This window comes from Methylobacterium sp. E-066, from assembly GCF_022829635.1.
Taxonomy (GTDB): Bacteria; Pseudomonadota; Alphaproteobacteria; order Rhizobiales; family Beijerinckiaceae; genus Methylobacterium.
Map to the genome: position 1 here is coordinate 1 of NZ_JAKSYO010000015.1, position 18,804 is coordinate 18,804.

Below are 18,804 nucleotides of genomic sequence, written 5' to 3' on the forward strand. Positions count from 1 at the left end.
ACCAGAGGGCACGTTCCCACGCGTTACTCACCCGTCCGCCGCTGACACCCCGAAGGATGCCCGCTCGACTTGCATGTGTTAAGCCTGCCGCCAGCGTTCGCTCTGAGCCAGGATCAAACTCTCACGTTGAAGAGATTGATCTGGCCGATCACGTAGTTCTCAGACGGAGCCTCACAATCGACCAAGCAGCGCTTCACAGCGCAGCCAGATCGGTGAGCTCAAAAAGAAAGATACGACGATCGGCACTAGTCTCTCACTTGTCGAAGCCTAAACTCCGACCGCAAGGACAAACGCCGTCCGCGTCTCCCTTCCTCAAATCCAACAATGTCAAAGACCGTGCGGCAGGATCCAGAGACCCGACCTACTACAGACAAACAGCAAGCTGCTCGGCTTTCTCGCCGGCCAACCCCGCAGATCTGTCAGAAGATGCCTCAGCGCCCGGGCCACTTCCGCGGCCGGCGCCGATGAGCGGTGTATACGCAGCTGGTTCCCGGCCGTCAACAGGGTTGTTCCGGGAGGAGCCGATTTTCTTGGACTCCGGCGACGACAAGGGTGTGACAGCCGATTCTGCCCCTACCTCCGATTGTGTTCCCCTCCCCCGAAGCGTGTCTCAGGCGTCGAGGCTCAGGGTCATCCCGTCATAGGCCGGCGCGACACCCGCGGGCAGGCGCACCGCCAGGGCCGCGTAGTCGAGATCGGTGTGGAGGTTGGTCAGCACCGCCCGCCGGGGCTTGGTCTCGGCGATCAGCGCCAGGGCATCCGAGACGGAAAAATGCGTTGGGTGCGGCGTGTCCCGCAGGGCATCGATGATCAGGAGGTCGAGACCGTGGAGACGTGCCCGGCTCGCCTCCGGGATCAGGCTGACATCGGGCATGTAGGCGGCCTGCCCGAACCGGAAGCCCAAGGCCGCCTCGGTGCCATGCTCCACCGGGAGCGATTCCACGGTGATCGGACCGCCCGGACCGTCGAGGATCAGTTCGGAAGGCAGATCGCGCAGGTCGAGGATCGGCGGATAGGCGCTGCCCGGGGGCGTCTCGAAGCAGTAGCCGAACCGCGTGGTCAGCAGCGACTGGGTGAGCGTGTCGGCATAGACCGGGATGCGCCCGCGCATGGTGATCACCAGGGGGCGCAGGTCGTCGATGCCGTGGGTGTGGTCGGCGTGGGCGTGGGTGTAGAGCACGCCGTCGAGGCGCTGGACGCCCGCATCGATGAGCTGCTCGCGCAGGTCGGGCGAGGTGTCGACCAGCAGCGTGGTCCGCCCTCCCCCAGAGGCACGCTCGACCAGGATCGAGCAGCGGCGGCGGCGGTTGCGCGGATCCTCCGGATCGCAGGCGCCCCAGCCGCTGCCGACCCGCGGCACCCCGCCGGACGAGCCGCAGCCGAGGATGCGCAGGGTCAGGCTCGCCGGCGCGGCGCCCGGATCGGTCATGCCGCTTTCGCCTTGTCGAACAGGGCGAAAAAATTCGCCGTGGTGAGCCGGGCGAAGTCCTCGGCGGACAGCCCCAGGGTCTCGGCGAGCGACCGGGCGGTGTCGGCCGTGTAGGCCGGCTCGTTGGTGCGGCCGCGATGCGGCTCGGGGGCGAGGAACGGCGCGTCGGTCTCCACCAGGATCCGGTCGCGGGGCACGCTCCGGGCGATGTCGCGCAAAGCGTGCGAGCGCCGGAAGGTGACGATGCCGGAGAACGAGATCGACAGCCCCAGCTCGATCCCGACCTCGGCGAGGCGCCGGCCCGACGAGAAGCAGTGCAGCACCGCCCGGAACGGCGTCCGGCCCATCTCGTCGGTGAGCACCCGCTCCATGTGGTCGTCGGCATCCCGGGCGTGGATGACGAGCGGCAGGCCGGACAGGCGCGCCGCCTCGATATGGGCGCGCAGCACCCGCTCCTGCACGGCCTCGGGGGCGCCGTCGGGATAGTGGTAGTCGAGTCCCGCCTCGCCGATCCCGACGCAGCGGGGATGCGCGGTCGCGATCCCCGCGATCGTCTCGGCGGGCACATCCGGCTCCTCGGCGGCCCCGTCCGGATGGGTGCCGATGGTGAACCAGATCTCGGGATGGGCCTCGGCGATCGCCCGGTAGGTCTCGGCCCGGGCGACCCGGGTCGAGATGGTGAGCATGCCGGTGACGCCCACGGCCCGGGCGCGGGCGATCACGCCGGGCAGGTCCGCGGAAAAGTCCGGGAAATCGAGGTGGCAGTGGCTGTCGATCAGCATCGTGTCTCGGATCGCTGTCAGGCGGCCGGCGTTTCAGGCCGCTCAAACCGGGGGAAGACCGGGGCTGGGGCGGGCAAGGCGGTGCCGGGCACCAGGCGACCGCCCTCCCCCACATCGGCGAGCATGCGCCGGTCTGACGGTACGGCGAGCAGGTCCAGGAGCCTGGACGCTGCCGTGGGCACGAAGGGCTGGACCAGGATGCCGAAGGCCCGCAGGGCTTCCAGCGTCGTGTAGAGCACGGCGTTCATCCGGGCCGGATCGGACTTGCGCAGCTTCCAGGGCTCCTGGCCGGCGAAGTAGCGGTTGGCCTCGGCCACCACCGCCCAGATCTCGGCCAGGACGCTGTGGAGCGCGAGATCGCCCATCAGGCTCCGCACTCTGTCCGGGAGGGCGTCGGCCTGGGCCAGCAAGGCGCGATCGGCCTCATCCAAGGAACCGGGATCCGGCACCGCGCCGTCGCAGTTCTTGGCGACCATCGAGAGCGAGCGCTGGGCGAGGTTGCCGAGGTCGTTGGCGAGATCGGCGTTGATCCGCCCGATGATCGCCTCGTGGCTGTAGCTGCCGTCGCCGCCGAACGGCACTTCGCGCAGCACGAAGTAGCGCACCGGATCGACCCCGTAGGTGTCGGCGAGCTCGAACGGGTCGAGGACGTTGCCGAGCGACTTCGACATCTTCTCGCCCTTGGAGAGCAGGAAGCCGTGGCCGAACACGCGCTTGGGCAGGGGCAGCCCGGCCGACATCAGGAAGGCCGGCCAGTAGATCGCGTGAAAGCGGACGATGTCCTTGCCGATCACGTGCAGGTCCATCGGCCAGAATTTTTTCCGGGGATCGGACTCGTCCGGGAAGCCGGTAACCGTCAGGTAATTGGTCAGGGCATCGACCCACACATACATGACGTGGTTCGGATGCCCCGGCACCGGCACGCCCCAGTCGAAAGTGGTGCGGCTGACCGAGAGGTCCTTGAGGCCGGAGCGCACGAAGCTCGCCACCTCGTTTTTTCGGGTTTCCGGCCCGATGAAGTCCGGCTGGTCCTCATAGAGCTTGAGCAGCCGGTCCTGGTAGGCGGACAATCTGAAGAGAAAATTCTCCTCCTCCATCCACACCACCGGCGTGTCGGTGGCGAGGCTGCGGCGGCTGCCATCCTCCAGCAGGCGGGTCTCGGCCTCGTCGTAATAGGCCTCGTCGCGCACGGAGTACCAGCCGGCGTATTTGTCCAGGTAGATGTCGCCGTTGGCCTCCATCCGCCGCCAGATCTCCTGCGCGGCTTCGTAGTGGCCGGGCTCGGTGGTGCGGATGAAGCGGTCGTAGGCGCAATCCATCCGGTCGGCCATCGCCTGGAACCGGGCTGCCGTACCGTCGACGAAGGCGCGCGGGCTGGTGCCGGCCCGGGTCGCCGCCTGCTGGATCTTGAGGCCGTGCTCGTCCGTGCCGGTGGAGAACAGCACGTCGTAGCCGTCGAGCCGGTGGAAGCGGGCAATGGCATCGGCGGCGATCACCTCGTAGGCGTGGCCGATATGCGGCGCGCCGTTGGGGTAGGAGATCGCGGTCGAGAGGCCGAAGGTTTTTTGGGACTGCGCCGGGGCGTTGGACGTCACGTCTGTGGTGTTCCGGATGATCGCAAAAGGCTGCCCGCGTTGTCGCGCGGCAGCGGCGGGGACGCAACCGCCGTGGGCTCAGGTCCCCGGCGCAGCGCGGGATCGCCGGATGCGATACGGCGCCGCCGTCATCGGAAGCGCGGATTGTGCGCGATTAAAGCTTTGGCAACCATGTTGATCGGACAAGACATCGCGATTTTCCAATCCGGAGCGGGCCGTCGTGAGTTTTGCGCTCGACATCGTCAGAAATATCGTCGCGCATCGGGGCGCCGAGATCCCGGATCCGATCATCGATCGCTGGGTGTTCGGCGACCGGGCTCCGAGCCCGCTCCCGGCGGCGCATGCCCTCGAGGCGATCGCCAGGCTGGTCGAGAATCAGGCCGAGTACGACCATGTCGGAAGTCTTCTCGATGCGCGCTCCCGCAAGCTCCTGAGCGACGTCATCACGTACCGGGCCCTCGGGCCGGTCCGCTACGCGCTCCCCTTGAGCACGCCGGACTACATCGACCTCTACACCAAGGCCGCCGCCTATCGCGTCGGGCCGAGCGACCAGGTGTTCCCGCCGTTCCTGTTCGAGGCCTTCGCGGTGGAGCACCAGGGACACACGCTGGAACTGGGCGCGTGGCTCGGCAACATCGTCGCGACCTTCCTCCTCCGGCAATATTACCTGGACGGGCCGCGCAGCATCCAGCCCGAGGCCGGCGACGTCGTGATCGATGCCGGCGGATGCTTCGGCGACACGGCCCTCGCCTTCGCGGCCACCGTCGGCGAGACCGGCCGCGTCTTCTCCTTCGATCCGCTGCCGGCGCATCAGGCGGTCATGCGCGCGAACTTCGATCGCAATCCGCAGCTCGCCGAGCGGATCGCGCTGGTCCCGCACGCGCTCAGCCATGCGGCCGGCGAAACCGTCCGGTTCGCCGCGAAGGGCGCCGCCTCCTTCATGCACGCTCAGGGCGACATCGAGGCCCGGACCGACACGATCGACCAGCTCGTCGAGAGGCAGGGGCTCGACCGGGTCGACTTCATCAAGATGGATATCGAGGGCGCGGAGCGCTCCGCACTGATCGGGGCCCGGACCACGATCGCGCGGCACAAGCCGAAGCTCGCGATCTCGGGCTACCACTCGGATGACGATCTGATCATCATCCCGATGCTGATCAAGCGCCTGAACCCGGACTACGAAATCCATATCGGGCACTACACCAACTTCGAGTGGGAGACGGTCGTCTACGCCGCTTGAAGCATCCTCTCGACGCGGCCGGACGGCCCTACGCAGTCTCGGCGAGGTCGCCGAACAGGGACAGCACCACCGGGCGCCGGTCGAGATTGTAGATCGCCGCCTCCCGGGCGGCGCGGCCGAACCGCTCGGCGACCTCGACCAGGGCGGCAAGGCGCGCCGGCGGCTCGTCCCGGCGGCGGTCGAGCTCGGCCGAGACGAAGCGCAGGACCGCGTCCTGGGCGGCCTCGAACCGGGCCTCCGCGTCGCGCCCGGCCAGGGTCTCGGCGAGCTTGAGCACCCGGCCCCAATCGGGCGTCTGCGCCCGGGCCAGCAGGGTCTCGACCTCGGCGACGAGGCCGGCCGTGACCGGATCGAGCATCGCCAGCGCCCGGGCGACCGAACCCTCGCACTGGGCGACCGCCCGGGCCAGGGCGGCCTCGTCCGGCTGCGGGAACGGCTCGGGCAGGCCGCGCACCACCTGGGCCACCACCTCGGGGGCGAGCGGGCGCAGCATCAGCACCCGGCAGCGGGAGCGGATCGTCGGCAGGAGCCGGCCGGGCTGGTGGGCCAGGATCAGGAACAGGGCGCGGGGCGGCGGCTCCTCCAGGACCTTGAGCAGGGCGTTGGCGGCATTGGCGTTGAGGTCCTCGGCGCTGTCGAGGATGCAGACCCGCCAGCCGGAATCGGTGGCCGTCGAGGCGAACAGGTCCAGCGCCCGGCGGACCATGTCGACCGAGATCTTGGTGGGCAGCGCCTTGGCGCCGGCGGTGCGGTGGCGGCGCAGGGCCACCAGGTTCGGATGCGACAGGCCCGCGACCTTGCCGGAGACGGGATTGTCCTTCGGCACGTCGAGCCCGGCCGGTCCGCCGCCCTCGGGATAGGCGAGCAGCCGGCGGGCGACCCGGTAGGCGAGGGTCGCCTTGCCGATGCCGGGGGCGCCGCCGATCAGCCAGGCATGGTGCAGGCGCCCCGCCGCGATCCCGGCCCCGAAGGCGTCGGCCGCAGCCTCGTGGCCGACCAGCGCCCGGGTCTCCCGCGGGCGCGGGATACCGGGGAGGTCGCCGGGCTCGACATCGTCGGCGGCGCGGTCTGCCAGTCTCATGCGGCCTGTCTCTTCGCGCGAAGTCCGGCCTACCCGGCAAGGGGCGGCAGGCCCTTTGAAGTCCCCGTTTCGCGCGGTTTACACAGATGGAACGGCGGCGCCCACCGCCTCGGGGCCGACTCACGCCGGCCTCGCACGGTGGGCCTCACCAACCCACTCCGCGAAGGCCGCACGCGGCCGGATGCGGCCGGGAGTGCAGAGAATGGTTCTCTCTCTGGCAGTCTCAAAATCGGAAAATGGCGAGTGGAGATTCCACCTCCGACTCGCCATTCACCCACTGATTTTGAGTTGGCTACACCTTAACGGGTGAATGCCAGGGGTCGGCGGCAGCCACCGCCGGTCCCACTCCCGAATATAGACCGGCCGAGACGCTGCGCAAATCCGCGCCCGGCGTCTCAGGCGGCATCGCCCCGGCTCCCTTTCATCGGCAGCAGGCCGGGCAAGCGGGAGGCCACCGTGGCGCGGATCGCGGATTCCACCGAATCGGGGGCGCGTCCGGCATCGATCACCGCGCAGCGCTGCGGCTCGGCGCGGGCGATCGCCAGGAAGGCCTCGTGCAGCCGCGTGTGGAAGGCGAGGGATTCGGCCTCGAACCGGTCGGCCCCCTGCCCCGTCCCGGCGGCGCGCCCGGCGGCGCGGGCGAGCCCGGCCTCGGGGGCTAAGTCGAGGATCAGGGTGAGATCGGGCCGGGTCGGGCCGACCACGACCCGCTCCAGGGCGGCGACGACGGCCGGGTCGAGGCCGCCGGCGGCGCCCTGGTAGGCCCGGGTCGAGTCGATGAAGCGATCGCACAGCACGATCTCGCCCCGGCGCAGGGCCGGGCGGATCAGCCGGTCGAGATGGTCGATCCGGGCGGCGCTGAACAGCAGCGCCTCCGCGAACGGGCCGTAGGGCTTGGCGACGCCGCCGAGCAGGGCCGCGCGGATTTCTTCCGCCCGGGGCGAGCCGCCGGGCTCGCGGGTCACGCACACCGTCCGCCCCGAGCGCGCCCGCAGGGTCGCGGCCAAGCGGGCGATCTGGGTCGACTTGCCGGCGCCCTCGCCGCCCTCGAAGGTGATGAAGGCTCCCGGCGCGGGCTCTTCGACGCGTGGCACGATCACGGGTGCAACATCACGTCGGATCGGCCGTCCGGTCGCCGGATTTCGCGTCCTTCTTGCCGACCCGGTCGAAGGCTTTGCGCACGAGGCCGGTGCCGAATTCCAGAGCCGCATCCATAGCCCGCTGCGACAGGGTGCCGGACTCGACCGTGGCGCCGGCGAAGAGCGGCTGGTCGAGGGCGACGGTGTCGCCGCGCTGGATGCGCAGGGTGCCGACCTGCCGGCCCTCCTCCACGGGGGCGACGAGGGGCCCGGTATAGACCACCTTGGCGCTGACCCGGTCGTTGGAGCCGCGGGGCAGCAGCACCCGCACCGGCTTCTTCGAGACCAGGGGCACGGAACCGGCTTGGCCGCCGAACACCGAGGCCTCGGCCACGGTCTCGCCCGTCGCGAAGATCTGCCGGGGCTCGAAGGCGCGGAATCCCCATTCCATCAGCTTGCGCGATTCGGCGGCCCGGTCCCGGGCGGTCTTGAGGCCGGAGACCACCAGCACCAGGCGCTGGCCATTCTGCACCGCCGAGCCGGTCAGGGCGTAGCCGGATTCCTCCAGGTAGCCGGTCTTGAGCCCGTCGGCGCCGATATCGAGGGTCAGCAGCGGGTTGCGGTTCTGCTGGCGGATCTTGTTCCAGGTGAACTCCTTCTCGGCGAAGATCTTGTACAGATCCGGGTAGGTGTCGATGATGTGGATGGCGAGCTTGGCCATGTCCCGGGCCGTGACCTTCTGGTCGGGCGCCGCGTAGCCGGTGGCGTTGCGGAAGGTCGAGTTCGTCAGCCCGATCTCCTTGGCGCGCTGGTTCATCAGCCCGGCGAACGCCTCCTCGGTCCCGGCCATGTTCTCCGCGATGGTGATCGCGGCGTCGTTGCCCGACTGGACGATCAGCCCGCGCAGCAGGTCCGACATCTTGATGCGGCTGTTGACCTGCGCGAACATCGACGAGCCGCCGCCCCCGGCCCCGCCGCGCTTCCAGGCGTCCTCGGTGACGGTGAACTCGGTGTCCATCGACAGGCGGCCGGATTTCAGCGCCTCGAACACGATGTCGGTGGTCATCAGCTTGGCCATGCTGGCCGGGGAGAACCGCTCGTCGGCGGCCTTCTCGAACAGCACCGAGCCGGAATCGGCGTCGATCAGGATCGCGTGCGGGGCCGCCGTCTGGAAGCTCTGGGCGGCCGCGCCGGCGAGGCCCGCCCCCAGCGCGCAGGCCGCCGCGAGAAGGGTGAGAAGGGTCCTGCGCATCACCGTTCCGTCCCACGCCTGCCGCCCGGTTGGAAGACCGCCAACCGTATCCGGATAACAAGCGTGACCATATTACGGTTTCGACGTGGGATCGAACGCGAAATGCCGCATTGCGGGACCGGCGGCCCTTCGCGGCGCGCCGGTCCGCGTCAGTAGATCCCGGCCAGGCGCGGATGCTTGGCGTTGGCGGGCGCGGCCGTCTTGGTCGGCGCCTCAGGCTTCCCGGGAACCGGCGCCTTCGCGGCGGAGGCGACCTTCGTCGTCATCGCAGCCTTGGCGGTGCCGCTGGCCAAAACCTTGGCCGGCGCCGCCGCGGAGGCGAGATGCGCCAGGGCGGACTTGGACGCGGGCGGCAGCGCCGCGGGCGCGGCCGCGGCGACCTTCGTCGGGGCGGCACCGCCGGCCCGAACCGGCGGCCTGGCGGCTTCCGCGAAGGTCGGACGACCGGCGGGCTTCGTGGCCCCGTGCCCGGCCGCCTGCGGCGCACCGTGGCCCGAGGCCGGATTGAGGCCCGCAACCTTCACGCCCGCGCCCTTGGCGTCGGCGAATTTGGATCCTGCGCCCTTCTGTTCGGCGACCTGGAGCGGCGCCGGCCGGAAATCCCGCACCTTGGGGGCGGTCGGCTGGACGGCGGCCGGCACCCGCATGGCAGCCGAGGCCATCATGATCGGCGCGCGCACCGGGGCGGCTCGCTCGGGCCGCGGCGCCGGGGCCTCGTCGGGTTGCGCGCGCTCGGGGGCCGGCTTGAAGGCCAGGGGCTCGGGGGCCGAGCGGGCGTAGCGCTCCGGCTCCTCCGAGGGGGTGGATGCGGGTCCGAGATCGGCCATCATCACGGTCGAGCGGCCGGCCGGCTGCCCGTCGGTGCGCAGGCTGGCGAGCAGCTTGCGGTCGTCGCTGCCGGCGACCGAGGCCCGGCCGGCATACTCGACGCGCACCCGCGCGGTGCCGCGGCGGTGGAAGCCCAGGGCCTCGGCCGCCTCCTCGGAGACATCCATGACGCGGCCGGCATGGTAGGGGCCGCGGTCGTTGACCCGCACGATCATCGAGGAGCCGTTGTCGAGGTTGGTCACCCGTGCGTAGCTCGGCAGCGGCAGGGTCGGGTGGGCGGCGGCGATCGAGTGGCGGTCGAACACCTCGCCGTTGGCGGTCATGCGCCCGTGGAAGGCCGAGCCGTACCAGGAGGCCAGGCCCTCCCGCACGTAGCCGCGCGGATCCTCCTTGGGCACGTAGGTCTGGCCCGCCACCACGTAGGGCTTGCCGGTGTAGCGGCGTCCGCCGCCCTTCGGGATCACGTCGCCCTCGTTGTAGAGGCGCGGGCTCGCCTTGACCCCGTATTTCGGGTCGATGCCGTTGCCGGAAGCGAGCTTCTGCTGTTGGGGGGTGGTGGCGCAGTTGGCCGTGGCCAGGGCCACGCCCGAGACGGCCAGCAGCCGCAGGGCGAGGCGCGCAGGCCGGGGAAGGGTCGTGCGCACCATATCGGGGATCACCAAACGCGACGCGGAACTATGGCCGGGAAACGAACCGGCACCGGCCGCGCCCCTGGGCTCAGCCGGTCCACCCAGAATTGTAGGGATCGCGTAAACGAAGCCTGAACGATCCCGGCTTCGTCGCTCATAACCCTGCCCGTTCGTCGGGCGATTTCCTCGCTCAAAGCGCTAAGAGTTTCGATTAAATCATTGTCAAAAGTCAAAAATCCTGGATTCAGAAGGTCCCGGACCCAGCCCTTTCAAGATGTTGGGCTGAGAGCCAGGACAGGGCGTCGAGCCGGTCTGCACGGCCGTTTTCCCGGGCGCATGCAGCGCCAGCGGAATGCGACCCGGGACCCAGCACACGACGGCGCGAAGCGTCCGTCCGATCGACCTGTGCCGCTGGCGCGGCGCTTCGTGTGCTGGGTCCCGGATCAGGTTCCGCTTCGCTTCACCTGTCCGGGAAAGGGGCGCGCGTGATCTACTCGGGAGCGCTGATCCCACGACGCGCACGGGGCCAGACACCTTGAAAGCGCTGGGTCACAGACCTTTTTCGGGTCCAGGGCAGAGCCCTGGTCTCTCGGGGGCCAAATCCTGGAGGTCTTGCCCCGAACCCCACCAAAGGGCACGTCCCTTCGGAAACCCGGTTCAGCGGGACTGGGTGTCGGTCAGCTGCGCGATGGAGCGGGCGCCGCGCTGCTTGAACAGCAGGTCGAGGCCTTCCAGCATCAGGGCATGCATCTTGGTCCGCTCTGCATAGGCCAGGTCCCGGAGCTGGTCGTAGACCGGCGGCTCCAGGTAGACCGACATCTGCCGGGCGCGCTGCTTCAGCGTGGCGGCCGGCTTCGCCGCCGGGGGCGCGAGCGTCAGCGTCACGATCTCGGCGCCCTGCGGCCGGGCCGCGTGCCGGTCCGGCGGGTTCGCCGAGGCGACGATCGCCGCGAGGCTGAGCTTAGGCGGCTTGGACATGCTGGCCCGTCCTCAGCGACTGCGTGCGGCGCTCGATCCAGGACCAGAGGCGGCGAACCTCCCCGGCGGCCTGGCCCTTGGGGTTGAACTCGGTGACGCCCTGGCCGAGGCCGATCGCGTCCTGATGGTCGGTGCGGGCGACGATGTTCACGTCGGGCAGGATGCCGAGCACGGCGAGCCCGTCGGCCGCGTCCCGGACCCGGTAGGAGCGGGGCGGGGTCTGGTTCAGCACGAAGGCGAATTTCTTCTCCAGCCGGTAGACCGCCGCGAGCGTCGGCTTGAACGCCCGCAGGTCGGCCGGCGTCGGCCGGCACGGGATGATGCAGAGATCCGCCGCGCGAATCGCCGAGAGCGTGCCGGTGGAATCGACCCCCGGCGTGTCGATGAACACGAAATCGTAGGCGGATTCGCGCAGACGCTCCATCACGGCGTCGATCTGCGTCGCGTCGATCTGGGCGACCTCGGGACCGTCGGCGGTGCGGTGGTCGAGCCAGTCCGAGATCGTGGCCTGGCGGTCCATCTCCAGGATGCAGACCGTGTGGCCCGCCTCCCGGGCGGCCACCGCCAGGGAGATGCACAGCGTGCTCTTGCCGCTGCCGCCCTTCTGCGTGACGAAGGTGATCGCTTTCATCCTGGGCGTCCTCCAGAAGGCCCCGCGCATCCGCCGGGGCGCGGGCAATCCGAATTGCCGCACCCGCGCCGGGCAACCTCAGGTACATGATCACGGGCTGCCGCGATCCTGTGACCCAAGGATGTCGTGCGGCAGGTTGGGGGCGTCATGGTTAACGACTCGTTAAAGCAGGTCCTACTCTCCCGGGTGGCCGAACCGAGCCAGGATTCGCGGACATGACAGGCATTCTAAACTTCAGGTTAACATTTGTGGTGTCTAATTCCTGAACGGCCTTTTCAGCCGCTATAGGATACCGTAGCGTTAGGATCGCCGGCGCCGGGACCGCGATGGATTTGATAACCTCAGGTTTGGCGGCGTTCGACAGCCCGGCAAGGAATGGCATGGCCGAAGCCCCGATCCCGCAATCCGTCCTCGATGCTTCCGGCGTGGTCGGTACGTGGGTCCACGATCATTGGGCCGACCGGCTGGCGCTCTCGGCCTCCCTGGCGGGGCTGCTCGGCCTCGACCCGGTGGCGGCGGCCACCGGCGTGTCCCTGGCGGTGTTCCTGGACCGCACCCATCCGGAGGATCGCATCCGGATCGAGAGCTACCTGCACGCCGTGTCCGAGACCGGCGGCACCCTGGAGGCGGAGTTCCGCACCCGCGACACCCGCAGCGGCATCCGCACCCTGCTGATGCGCGGCCGGATCGACCGCGATCCCACGGGCCGCACCCTGCAGGGCCAGGGCATCGCCATCGACCGGACCGAGGTGCAGTCGGCCAACCTCGTGCAGAGCGAGCGGGTCGTGAACCGGATGGCCGAGCACGTCATCGCCCTGCGCGACCTCGCCCAGGCCCTGCAGCGGCCGGTGCTGGTCGAGCAGATCGAGCGCCTGATGATCGCGATCGGTTTCGAGCTCGCCAGCTTCCTGCCCGAGCCGGAGGACGAGCCGCGCCACTGAGCGCGTCTCCCCGGAAGCGCGATTGATCGCGCCCGCGCCCACAAGCTACTGTCCCGGCAACACATTGCCGGGAGGACGCCGATGGCCCGCGACACGATCTACGACCGCGATCTCGACCGCGTGCCGGCCAACCACCAGCCGTTGACCCCCCTGCTCTATCTCGACCGGGCGGCGCGGGTGTTCCCTGAGCAGGTCGCCGTGATCCACGGCCCCCTGCGGCGCTCCTACCGGGACCTCTACGCCCGCGCCCGCCGCCTGGCCTCGGCGCTGGCGCAGCGCGGGCTCGGCCGCGGCGACACCGTGGCGGCCTTCCTCGCCAACACCCCCGAGATGGTCGAGTGCCACTACGGCGTGCCGATGACCGGGGCGGTGCTCAACACCCTCAACACCCGCCTCGACGCCGCCGCGATCCGGTTCTGCCTGGAGCACGGCGAGGCCAAGGTGCTGATCACCGACCGCGAGTTTTCGAAGACCGCCGCGGCGGCGCTCGACGGCCTGGAGCCAAAACCCTTCGTCATCGATGTCGACGATCCGGAGTATGACGGGCCGGGCGCGCGGCTCGGGGAGACGGATTACGAAACCTTCCTGGCGGGGGGCGACCCAGAGCACGATTGGCAGCTGCCCGGCGACGAGTGGGACGCGATCGCGCTGAACTACACCTCGGGCACCACCGGCGACCCGAAGGGCGTGGTCTACCATCACCGGGGGGCGGCGCTGCTGGCGCTCGGCAACGTCATCACCGGCGGGCTCGGGCAGCACCCGGTCTATCTCTGGACGCTGCCGATGTTCCACTGCAACGGCTGGTGCTTCCCCTGGACCCTGTCGATCGTGGCCGGCACCCATGTCTGCCTGCGCCAGGTCCGGGCGGAGGCGCTCTACCGGCTGATGGCCGAGCACGAGGTCACGCATCTTTGCGGCGCGCCGATCGTGATGCAGATGCTGATCAACGCCCCCGATGCCGAGCGCCGGGACCTGCCCCGGCGGGTGGCATTCTTCACCGCGGCGGCGCCCCCGCCCGAGGCGGTGCTGGCCGGGATGTCCGAGGCCGGGTTCGACGTAACCCACCTGTACGGGCTGACCGAGAGCTACGGCCCGGCGGTGGTCAATGCCTGGCACGCGGATTGGGACGCCCTCGCGGCCGACCAGCGGGCGGCCAAGAAAGCCCGCCAGGGGGTGCGCTACCCGGTGCTGGAGGCCCTCGACGTGCGCGACCCGGAGACCCTCGCGCCGGTGCCCGCCGACGGCACGACGATCGGCGAGGTGATGATGCGCGGCAACGTGGTGATGCGTGGCTACCTCAAGAACCCGGCGGCCACGCAGGCCGCGTTCAAGGGTGGCTGGTTCCGCACCGGCGATCTCGGGGTGAAGCACCCGGACGGCTACGTCCAGCTCAAGGACCGGTCGAAGGACATCATCATCTCGGGGGGCGAGAACATCTCGTCGATCGAGGTCGAGGACGCTCTGTTCAAGCACCCGGCGGTGTCGGCCGCCGCAGTGGTCGCCAAGCCGGACGCGAAATGGGGCGAGACGCCCTGCGCCTTCGTCGAACTGAAGCCGGGGGCGACGCCGAGCGCCGACGAGCTGATCCAATGGTGCCGAGGGCGGCTGGCCGCCTACAAGCTGCCCCGCCACGTGATCTTCGGCGAGCTGCCGAAGACCTCCACCGGCAAGGTCCAGAAATTCATCCTGCGCGAGCGGGCCCGCCAGGACGGGACCTGAGGCGGGACCGGTCAGGCCTGCGGGGGCTGCCGACGCTCGGCGTGGGCCGGCACGCGCACGGTCTTGGCCACGGACTTGGCCGCGCGCAGATCGGCCGCGATCTGGGCGATGAAGGCCTGAATCGACACGAGGCTGAACAGGCTGATCGAGGCGACCAGGGCGGCCGAAACCAGGATCTTGGCGGTAGCGGGGTCCACGGCGTGACGTCCTTGATTGGGTCTCGCCGCGGGCGCTCCGGGCGAGGGGCGCCGATCACGGCGCCTGCGATAACCGGAAGTGGGCGTGCGGCCGCGGTTTCACCAGCGTCGCCGTGATGGACCTGGCATGCGTCTGGGTTCGGGCTCTCGGTGTCGGAACCGGCTCCTGCGTCAACCGGAGGTGCTGGCCGAACGCCTCGTTTCCCGCAATAAGCCCGCCCGATGCGGGGATCGCATCCGGGGGAGAGACGTATGGCCGGCAAGGGGATCTCGGGGGGCATCGCCGGCTGCGTTCTGGGAGGCGCGCTCGCCGTTCAGGCCGCGATCCTGGCGGCGGGGCCGGTCCAGGCTCAGGAACCTACCCAGGAGCCGGTCACCCGGGCCGGCTATTTCTACATCGGCGGGCGGTATCAAAAGCTCGGCGACAAGACCGTGATGGTCGGCCAGATGTTCGTGCAGTCGCGCACGCCCGCCCGGATCACCCAGCCCTACCCAGTGGTGATGGTGCACGGCCTGGCCCAGACCGGGGTGAACTACCTCGCCACCGCCGATGGCCGTCCGGGCTGGGTGCAGCGCTTCGTTGAGAAGGGCTATCAGGTCTACGTGGTCGATCAGGTCGGGCGCGGGCGCTCGGGCACCAACCCGGAGGTCTACGGCCCCTACGACCGGCTCGGCACCCGCAGCCTCGAGAAGACCTACACGGCCCCGGAGGTCTACGACCTGTTCCCGCAGGCCAAGCTCCACACGCAATGGCCGGGCGGCACCGGCGTGCAGGGCAATGCCGGCTTCGACCAGTTCTTCGCCAGCCAGGTCCCGTTCCTGGCCAACAGCCAGCAGACGGAAGAGCTCGTCGACCCGGCCCTGGTGGCGCTCCTGGAGAAGGTCGGGCCGGCGATCCTGCTCACCCACGGCCAGGGGGCGCTGTTCGGCTGGGCGGCCTCGGATGCGAGGCCCGACCTGGTGAAGGCCCATGTCACCGTGGAGCCGAACGGGCCGCCCTTCTTCGACGTGCAGTTCCGCGGCGGCAAGGAGTTCTGGGAGAAGTCCGGCGACGGCCGCGCCCGCGCCTACGGGCTGACCCGGATGCCGCTGACCTTCGATCCGCCGGTCAGGGCGCCGGAGGATCTGGTCGTGGCGCAGCAGGCCAAGGTGCTAGACCCCAAGGCTTCCGACGCCAAGGCGTCTGACCCCAGGGCTTCTGACGCCAAGCCGGCGGACGGCCAGATCCGCTGCTGGCTGCAGGCCGAGCCCGCCCGGACCCTGCCGAACCTCGCCAAGGTGCCGACCGCATTGGTGACCGCCGAGGCCTCGTTCCACGCCACCTACGATGCCTGCACGGCCGCCTTCCTGACCCAGGCCGGCGCCAGGCCCGACACGATCCGGCTGGCCGACCAGGGCCTGCACGGCAACGGCCACATGGTGATGCTGGAGACCAACAGCGACGCCGTGGCGGACGCCGTGGCCAGCTGGCTCGGGACCCGCGTGAGGTAGTGTTCTGGGACCGGACGCCGCGGCCCGTTCGGCGGCGTCCACAGGCATCTCCGCCGCCCCTTCGCAAGCAGCGCCCTGCCCGCTCCCGTGCCGCCCTAGGGGCGCCTCTAACGCTGCGTGTCGTAACCGCAACAGCCTTCGCCTTCCGCGTGCGGCCCGCTTGCGGCCAAGCCTGGCTGCACGTACTGCGTGTAGCAGAAAGCTGAATAATAACAGCAGTTTATCACAGTTCTAAAGAGCGGGACAGCCCCGCCGGGACCGCCCCCGGCGAATGCGGTCGGCTGTCCGCGGGGTCGCACAGGGTCCAGTCAGATGAGAGCCGTCCATCCCCGTTCCGGCGCCCTGCGCGCCCTCGTCGCCGGTGCCTCCCTCGCGGTGCTGGCGCAGGCCGTGCCGGCTTTGGCCCAGGATGCGACGCCGCCGCGTCCGCGCGCCAACAACCTCGGCAGCCAGACCGCGCAGTCGAGCGTGCAGCTCGAGGAGCTGAGCGTCACCGGAGAGGGCGGCGCGAACCGGACCGGCCCGGTGCGCGAGGATCCGCGCGGCCCGATCACCGGCTTCGTCGCCAAGCGCTCGCTCACCGCCACCAAGACCGACACGCCGCTGATCGAGACGCCGCAATCGATCACCGTGATCGGGCGCCAGCAGCTCGACGCGCAGAAGCCCCAATCGGTCTCGGAGGCGATCCAGTACGCGCCCGGCGTGTTCGGCAGTCCCTTCGGCCCGGACACGCGCCAGGACTTCTTCCTGATCCGCGGCTTCACCACCAACGACACCGGCCTGTACAAGGACGGCCTGCAGCTTCTGAACTTCGGCTTCGGCGGCTTCCAGCTGGAGACGTTCGGCCTGGATCGCATCGAGGTGCTGCGCGGGCCCTCCGCCGTCCTGTTCGGCGCCGGCAATCCGGGCGGCGTCGTCAACCTCGTGAGCAAGCGCCCGCCCCTCGACCCGCTCCGCTACATCGAGGCCGGCGGCGGCTCCTTCGGCCAGAAGTACTTCGCCTTCGATCTCGGCGGCCCGGCCGACGCGGAGGGGCACTGGTTCTACCGGCTGACCGCCATCGGGCGGAACGGCGGCACCCAGGTCGACGGGGTCGAGGACAATCGCGGCTACATCGCGCCGTCCTTCACCTACAAGCCGGACGGGGCCACGACCTTCACGATCCTGTCGAGCTTCCAGCACGACGAGACCGGCCGCATCAACGCGTTCCTGCCCTATTACGGCACGGTGCGCCCGCAGGCCGAGGGCCTGCGCATTCCGCGCTCGTACAACACCCAGGACAACATCCAGAACCGGTACCGGCGCACGCAGGCCTTCATCGGCTACGAGTTCGAACACGTGTTCGACGACGTCTGGACGGTGCGCCAGAACGCGCGCTACGCGATCTCGCAATCCTACGACAACTCGCTCAGCGGCGGCATCGGCTACCTGGATCCGACCACGCAGACGCAGCTCAGCCGCTATCGCTTCCAGGCGGCCTCGACGGCGCGCCAGCTCAACGTCGACACGCAGGCGGTCGCGCGGTTCAGCGACGGCCTGTTCGGCCACACGTTCCTGATGGGCGTCGACTACAAGTACTTCACCCTGAACGACAACCAGGGCACGTTTTTCGGCGTCGATCCGTTCAACCTGGCCGCGCCGAACTTCGTCAGCCCGGCCGGTCCGGTCACGCCCTACCTGGTCAATTTCGACCAGTTCCAGCAGACCGGCATCTACGTGCAGGATCAGATCAAGCTCACGCCCGAGCTGACCCTGATCGCCTCCGGCCGCGGCGATTTCACCACCAACGAGGTCAACAACAAGCTCGCCAGCCCGGTCTCGCGCACGACCCAGAACGCCAACGCGGCGACCGAGCGCTTCGCGCTGATCTACAACTTCGACTTCGGCCTCGCGCCCTACGTCTCGTACGCGACCTCGTTCAACCCGCAGGTGGGCACCAACGCCTTCAGCCAACCGTTCAAGCCGACCACGGGCGAGCAGTACGAAGCCGGCGTGAAGTACCAGCCGCCGGGCACGGATATCTTCGTCACGGCCGCGTTCTTCGACCTCGCGCTCAACAATTCGCTCACCACCGACCCGAGCAACGTCAACAACTCGCTCCAGCTCGGGCTGACGCGCTCGCGGGGCTTCGAGGGCTCGCTCACGGCCAGCATCACGCCCGAGCTCAACGTGGTCGCCTCGGTGACGACCTACGACCTGAAGATCGAGCAGGGCGACAATGTCGGCCGGACGCCGGCGGGCGTGCCGCAGACCTTCGCGTCGGTGTTCGGCGACTACACGATCCCCACGGGCGAGTTCGCGGGCTTCGGCGTCGGCGGCGGTGTGCGCTACGTCGGGTCCTCCTTCGCGACGACCGACAACACGCTGAAGGTGCCCGAGCGCGTGCTGTTCGACACGCTGGTGCACTACACCAGCGGCAACTGGCGCTTCGCCATCAACGCCGCCAACATCTTCGACAAGCGCTTCGTCTCGTCCTGCACGTCGATCAACGCCTGCTTCTACGGCGAGGCGCGGCGGGTCACCGCGAGCCTGAGCTACAAGTGGTGAGGCAGCCGCCTCGGCGATCCTGAGGCGGCACGCGAACGTCGCGTTGTAAGTCTCTGACTCTGAAGGATTTTGATTCTAGTCCTTCCAGGCGTTTGGATACAGCCGAGACGACAGTCCGGAAATGGGCCAGGGATCGCGGAGCGGGATGCTCCCTTTACGGGGCCGCGATCTCCATGGACGCTTCCGCATCCACCCCGTCATCCCGGGGCCGCGCAGCGGAGCCCGGGATCCAGAAACACCGTCTGCACAAAGCCTTGCACCGTCGGCGGCTATGGATCCCGGGCTCGCCTGCGGCGCCCCGGGATGACGGGGGTGCAGCAGGACGGCCCGTGCGAAGACCCCGTGTCGTCGGGCCAGCAGGACGCTCCGCTGCCTGCTGCCGCCA

General features: G+C 69.5%; 15 protein-coding genes and 1 rRNA gene. 5 read left to right on the plus strand and 11 right to left on the minus strand.

Going from position 1 to position 18,804, the window contains the following annotated elements; all coding sequences use genetic code 11:
- The 4 genes from MKL20_RS00565 to metG form a co-directional block, all read right to left on the minus strand.
- Positions 1 to 129: ribosomal RNA gene (locus MKL20_RS00565) — 16S ribosomal RNA — on the minus strand; the annotation flags it as partial.
- 481 nt (positions 130 to 610) lie between these two features.
- The gene (locus MKL20_RS00570; RefSeq protein ID WP_244035060.1) at positions 611 to 1,429 is read right to left on the minus strand and encodes an MBL fold metallo-hydrolase; all 819 of its coding nucleotides are present in this window, start codon (positions 1,427 to 1,429) and stop codon (positions 611 to 613) included.
- Entirely contained in the window at positions 1,426 to 2,211 is a 786-nt protein-coding gene (locus tag MKL20_RS00575) for a TatD family hydrolase (RefSeq protein ID WP_244035061.1), read from the minus strand. The genes MKL20_RS00570 and MKL20_RS00575 overlap by 4 nt, the downstream gene beginning before the upstream one ends.
- 17 nt (positions 2,212 to 2,228) lie before the next feature.
- Positions 2,229 to 3,806, minus strand: coding sequence for a methionine--tRNA ligase (gene metG / locus MKL20_RS00580; protein WP_244035062.1), 1,578 nt, complete (start codon positions 3,804 to 3,806; stop codon positions 2,229 to 2,231).
- 220 nt (positions 3,807 to 4,026) lie between these two features.
- On the opposite strand from metG, the gene MKL20_RS00585 reads away from it, so the two are divergent.
- Complete coding sequence (locus MKL20_RS00585) at positions 4,027 to 5,046, plus strand: FkbM family methyltransferase (RefSeq protein WP_244035063.1); 1,020 nt, start codon at positions 4,027 to 4,029, stop codon at positions 5,044 to 5,046.
- Between the two features lie 28 nt (positions 5,047 to 5,074).
- On the opposite strand, the gene MKL20_RS00590 is transcribed toward MKL20_RS00585, so the two are convergent.
- From MKL20_RS00590 to MKL20_RS00615, 6 genes are all read right to left on the minus strand, one after another.
- Positions 5,075 to 6,127, minus strand: a complete 1,053-nt coding sequence (locus MKL20_RS00590; protein ID WP_244035064.1) for a DNA polymerase III subunit delta' — start codon at positions 6,125 to 6,127, stop codon at positions 5,075 to 5,077.
- A 395-nt stretch (positions 6,128 to 6,522) separates the two neighbouring features.
- Complete coding sequence (gene tmk / locus MKL20_RS00595; RefSeq protein WP_244035065.1) at positions 6,523 to 7,227, minus strand: dTMP kinase; 705 nt, start codon at positions 7,225 to 7,227, stop codon at positions 6,523 to 6,525.
- A 10-nt stretch (positions 7,228 to 7,237) separates the two neighbouring features.
- Positions 7,238 to 8,458, minus strand: a complete 1,221-nt coding sequence (locus MKL20_RS00600) for a D-alanyl-D-alanine carboxypeptidase family protein (RefSeq protein ID WP_244035066.1) — start codon at positions 8,456 to 8,458, stop codon at positions 7,238 to 7,240.
- A gap of 149 nt (positions 8,459 to 8,607) precedes the next feature.
- Positions 8,608 to 9,933, minus strand: coding sequence for a septal ring lytic transglycosylase RlpA family protein (locus MKL20_RS00605; protein ID WP_244035067.1), 1,326 nt, complete (start codon positions 9,931 to 9,933; stop codon positions 8,608 to 8,610).
- A 639-nt stretch (positions 9,934 to 10,572) separates the two neighbouring features.
- On the minus strand, positions 10,573 to 10,893 hold the full coding sequence (locus MKL20_RS00610) for a ribbon-helix-helix domain-containing protein (protein WP_243964216.1): 321 nt from the start codon (positions 10,891 to 10,893) through the stop codon (positions 10,573 to 10,575).
- Positions 10,877 to 11,524, minus strand: a complete 648-nt coding sequence (locus MKL20_RS00615) for a ParA family protein (protein ID WP_058194852.1) — start codon at positions 11,522 to 11,524, stop codon at positions 10,877 to 10,879. Before MKL20_RS00615 ends, MKL20_RS00610 begins: the two co-directional genes overlap by 17 nt.
- Before the next feature lie 380 nt (positions 11,525 to 11,904).
- Between MKL20_RS00615 and MKL20_RS00620 the strand changes: the two genes are divergently transcribed.
- Positions 11,905 to 12,465: a PAS domain-containing protein gene (locus MKL20_RS00620; RefSeq protein ID WP_243964218.1), complete on the plus strand. Its 561-nt coding sequence runs from the start codon at positions 11,905 to 11,907 to the stop codon at positions 12,463 to 12,465.
- Positions 12,466 to 12,546: 81 nt separating this feature from the next.
- On the plus strand, positions 12,547 to 14,184 hold the full coding sequence (locus tag MKL20_RS00625; RefSeq protein WP_244035068.1) for an acyl-CoA synthetase: 1,638 nt from the start codon (positions 12,547 to 12,549) through the stop codon (positions 14,182 to 14,184).
- Between the two features lie 11 nt (positions 14,185 to 14,195).
- Here MKL20_RS00625 and MKL20_RS00630 read toward each other — a convergent pair whose 3' ends face one another.
- A complete protein-coding gene (locus tag MKL20_RS00630; protein WP_243964227.1) occupies positions 14,196 to 14,381 on the minus strand; it encodes a hypothetical protein in 186 nt (61 codons plus the stop codon).
- Positions 14,382 to 14,633: 252 nt separating this feature from the next.
- Here MKL20_RS00630 and MKL20_RS00635 point away from each other — a divergent pair, with 252 nt between their 5' ends.
- Positions 14,634 to 15,872 (plus strand): alpha/beta hydrolase, encoded by a 1,239-nt coding sequence (locus tag MKL20_RS00635; RefSeq protein ID WP_244035069.1) that lies wholly within the window; start codon positions 14,634 to 14,636, stop codon positions 15,870 to 15,872.
- A gap of 312 nt (positions 15,873 to 16,184) precedes the next feature.
- A complete protein-coding gene (locus MKL20_RS00640; RefSeq protein WP_244035070.1) occupies positions 16,185 to 18,419 on the plus strand; it encodes a TonB-dependent siderophore receptor in 2,235 nt (744 codons plus the stop codon).
- Positions 18,420 to 18,804 lie beyond the last annotated feature (385 nt).

Bases quoted from the DNA above. Each gene is read 5' to 3' on its own strand.
- MKL20_RS00570 (WP_244035060.1), bottom strand. From the start codon at position 1,429: ATGACCGATCCGGGCGCCGCGCCGGCGAGCCTGACCCTGCGCATCCTC.
- MKL20_RS00575 (WP_244035061.1), bottom strand. From the start codon at position 2,211: ATGCTGATCGACAGCCACTGCCACCTCGATTTCCCGGACTTTTCCGCG.
- MKL20_RS00590 (WP_244035064.1), bottom strand. From the start codon at position 6,127: ATGAGACTGGCAGACCGCGCCGCCGACGATGTCGAGCCCGGCGACCTC.
- MKL20_RS00600 (WP_244035066.1), bottom strand. From the start codon at position 8,458: ATGCGCAGGACCCTTCTCACCCTTCTCGCGGCGGCCTGCGCGCTGGGG.
- MKL20_RS00605 (WP_244035067.1), bottom strand. From the start codon at position 9,933: ATGGTGCGCACGACCCTTCCCCGGCCTGCGCGCCTCGCCCTGCGGCTG.
- MKL20_RS00610 (WP_243964216.1), bottom strand. From the start codon at position 10,893: ATGTCCAAGCCGCCTAAGCTCAGCCTCGCGGCGATCGTCGCCTCGGCG.
- MKL20_RS00615 (WP_058194852.1), bottom strand. From the start codon at position 11,524: ATGAAAGCGATCACCTTCGTCACGCAGAAGGGCGGCAGCGGCAAGAGC.
- MKL20_RS00620 (WP_243964218.1), top strand. From the start codon at position 11,905: ATGGCCGAAGCCCCGATCCCGCAATCCGTCCTCGATGCTTCCGGCGTG.
- MKL20_RS00625 (WP_244035068.1), top strand. From the start codon at position 12,547: ATGGCCCGCGACACGATCTACGACCGCGATCTCGACCGCGTGCCGGCC.
- MKL20_RS00635 (WP_244035069.1), top strand. From the start codon at position 14,634: ATGGCCGGCAAGGGGATCTCGGGGGGCATCGCCGGCTGCGTTCTGGGA.
- MKL20_RS00640 (WP_244035070.1), top strand. From the start codon at position 16,185: ATGAGAGCCGTCCATCCCCGTTCCGGCGCCCTGCGCGCCCTCGTCGCC.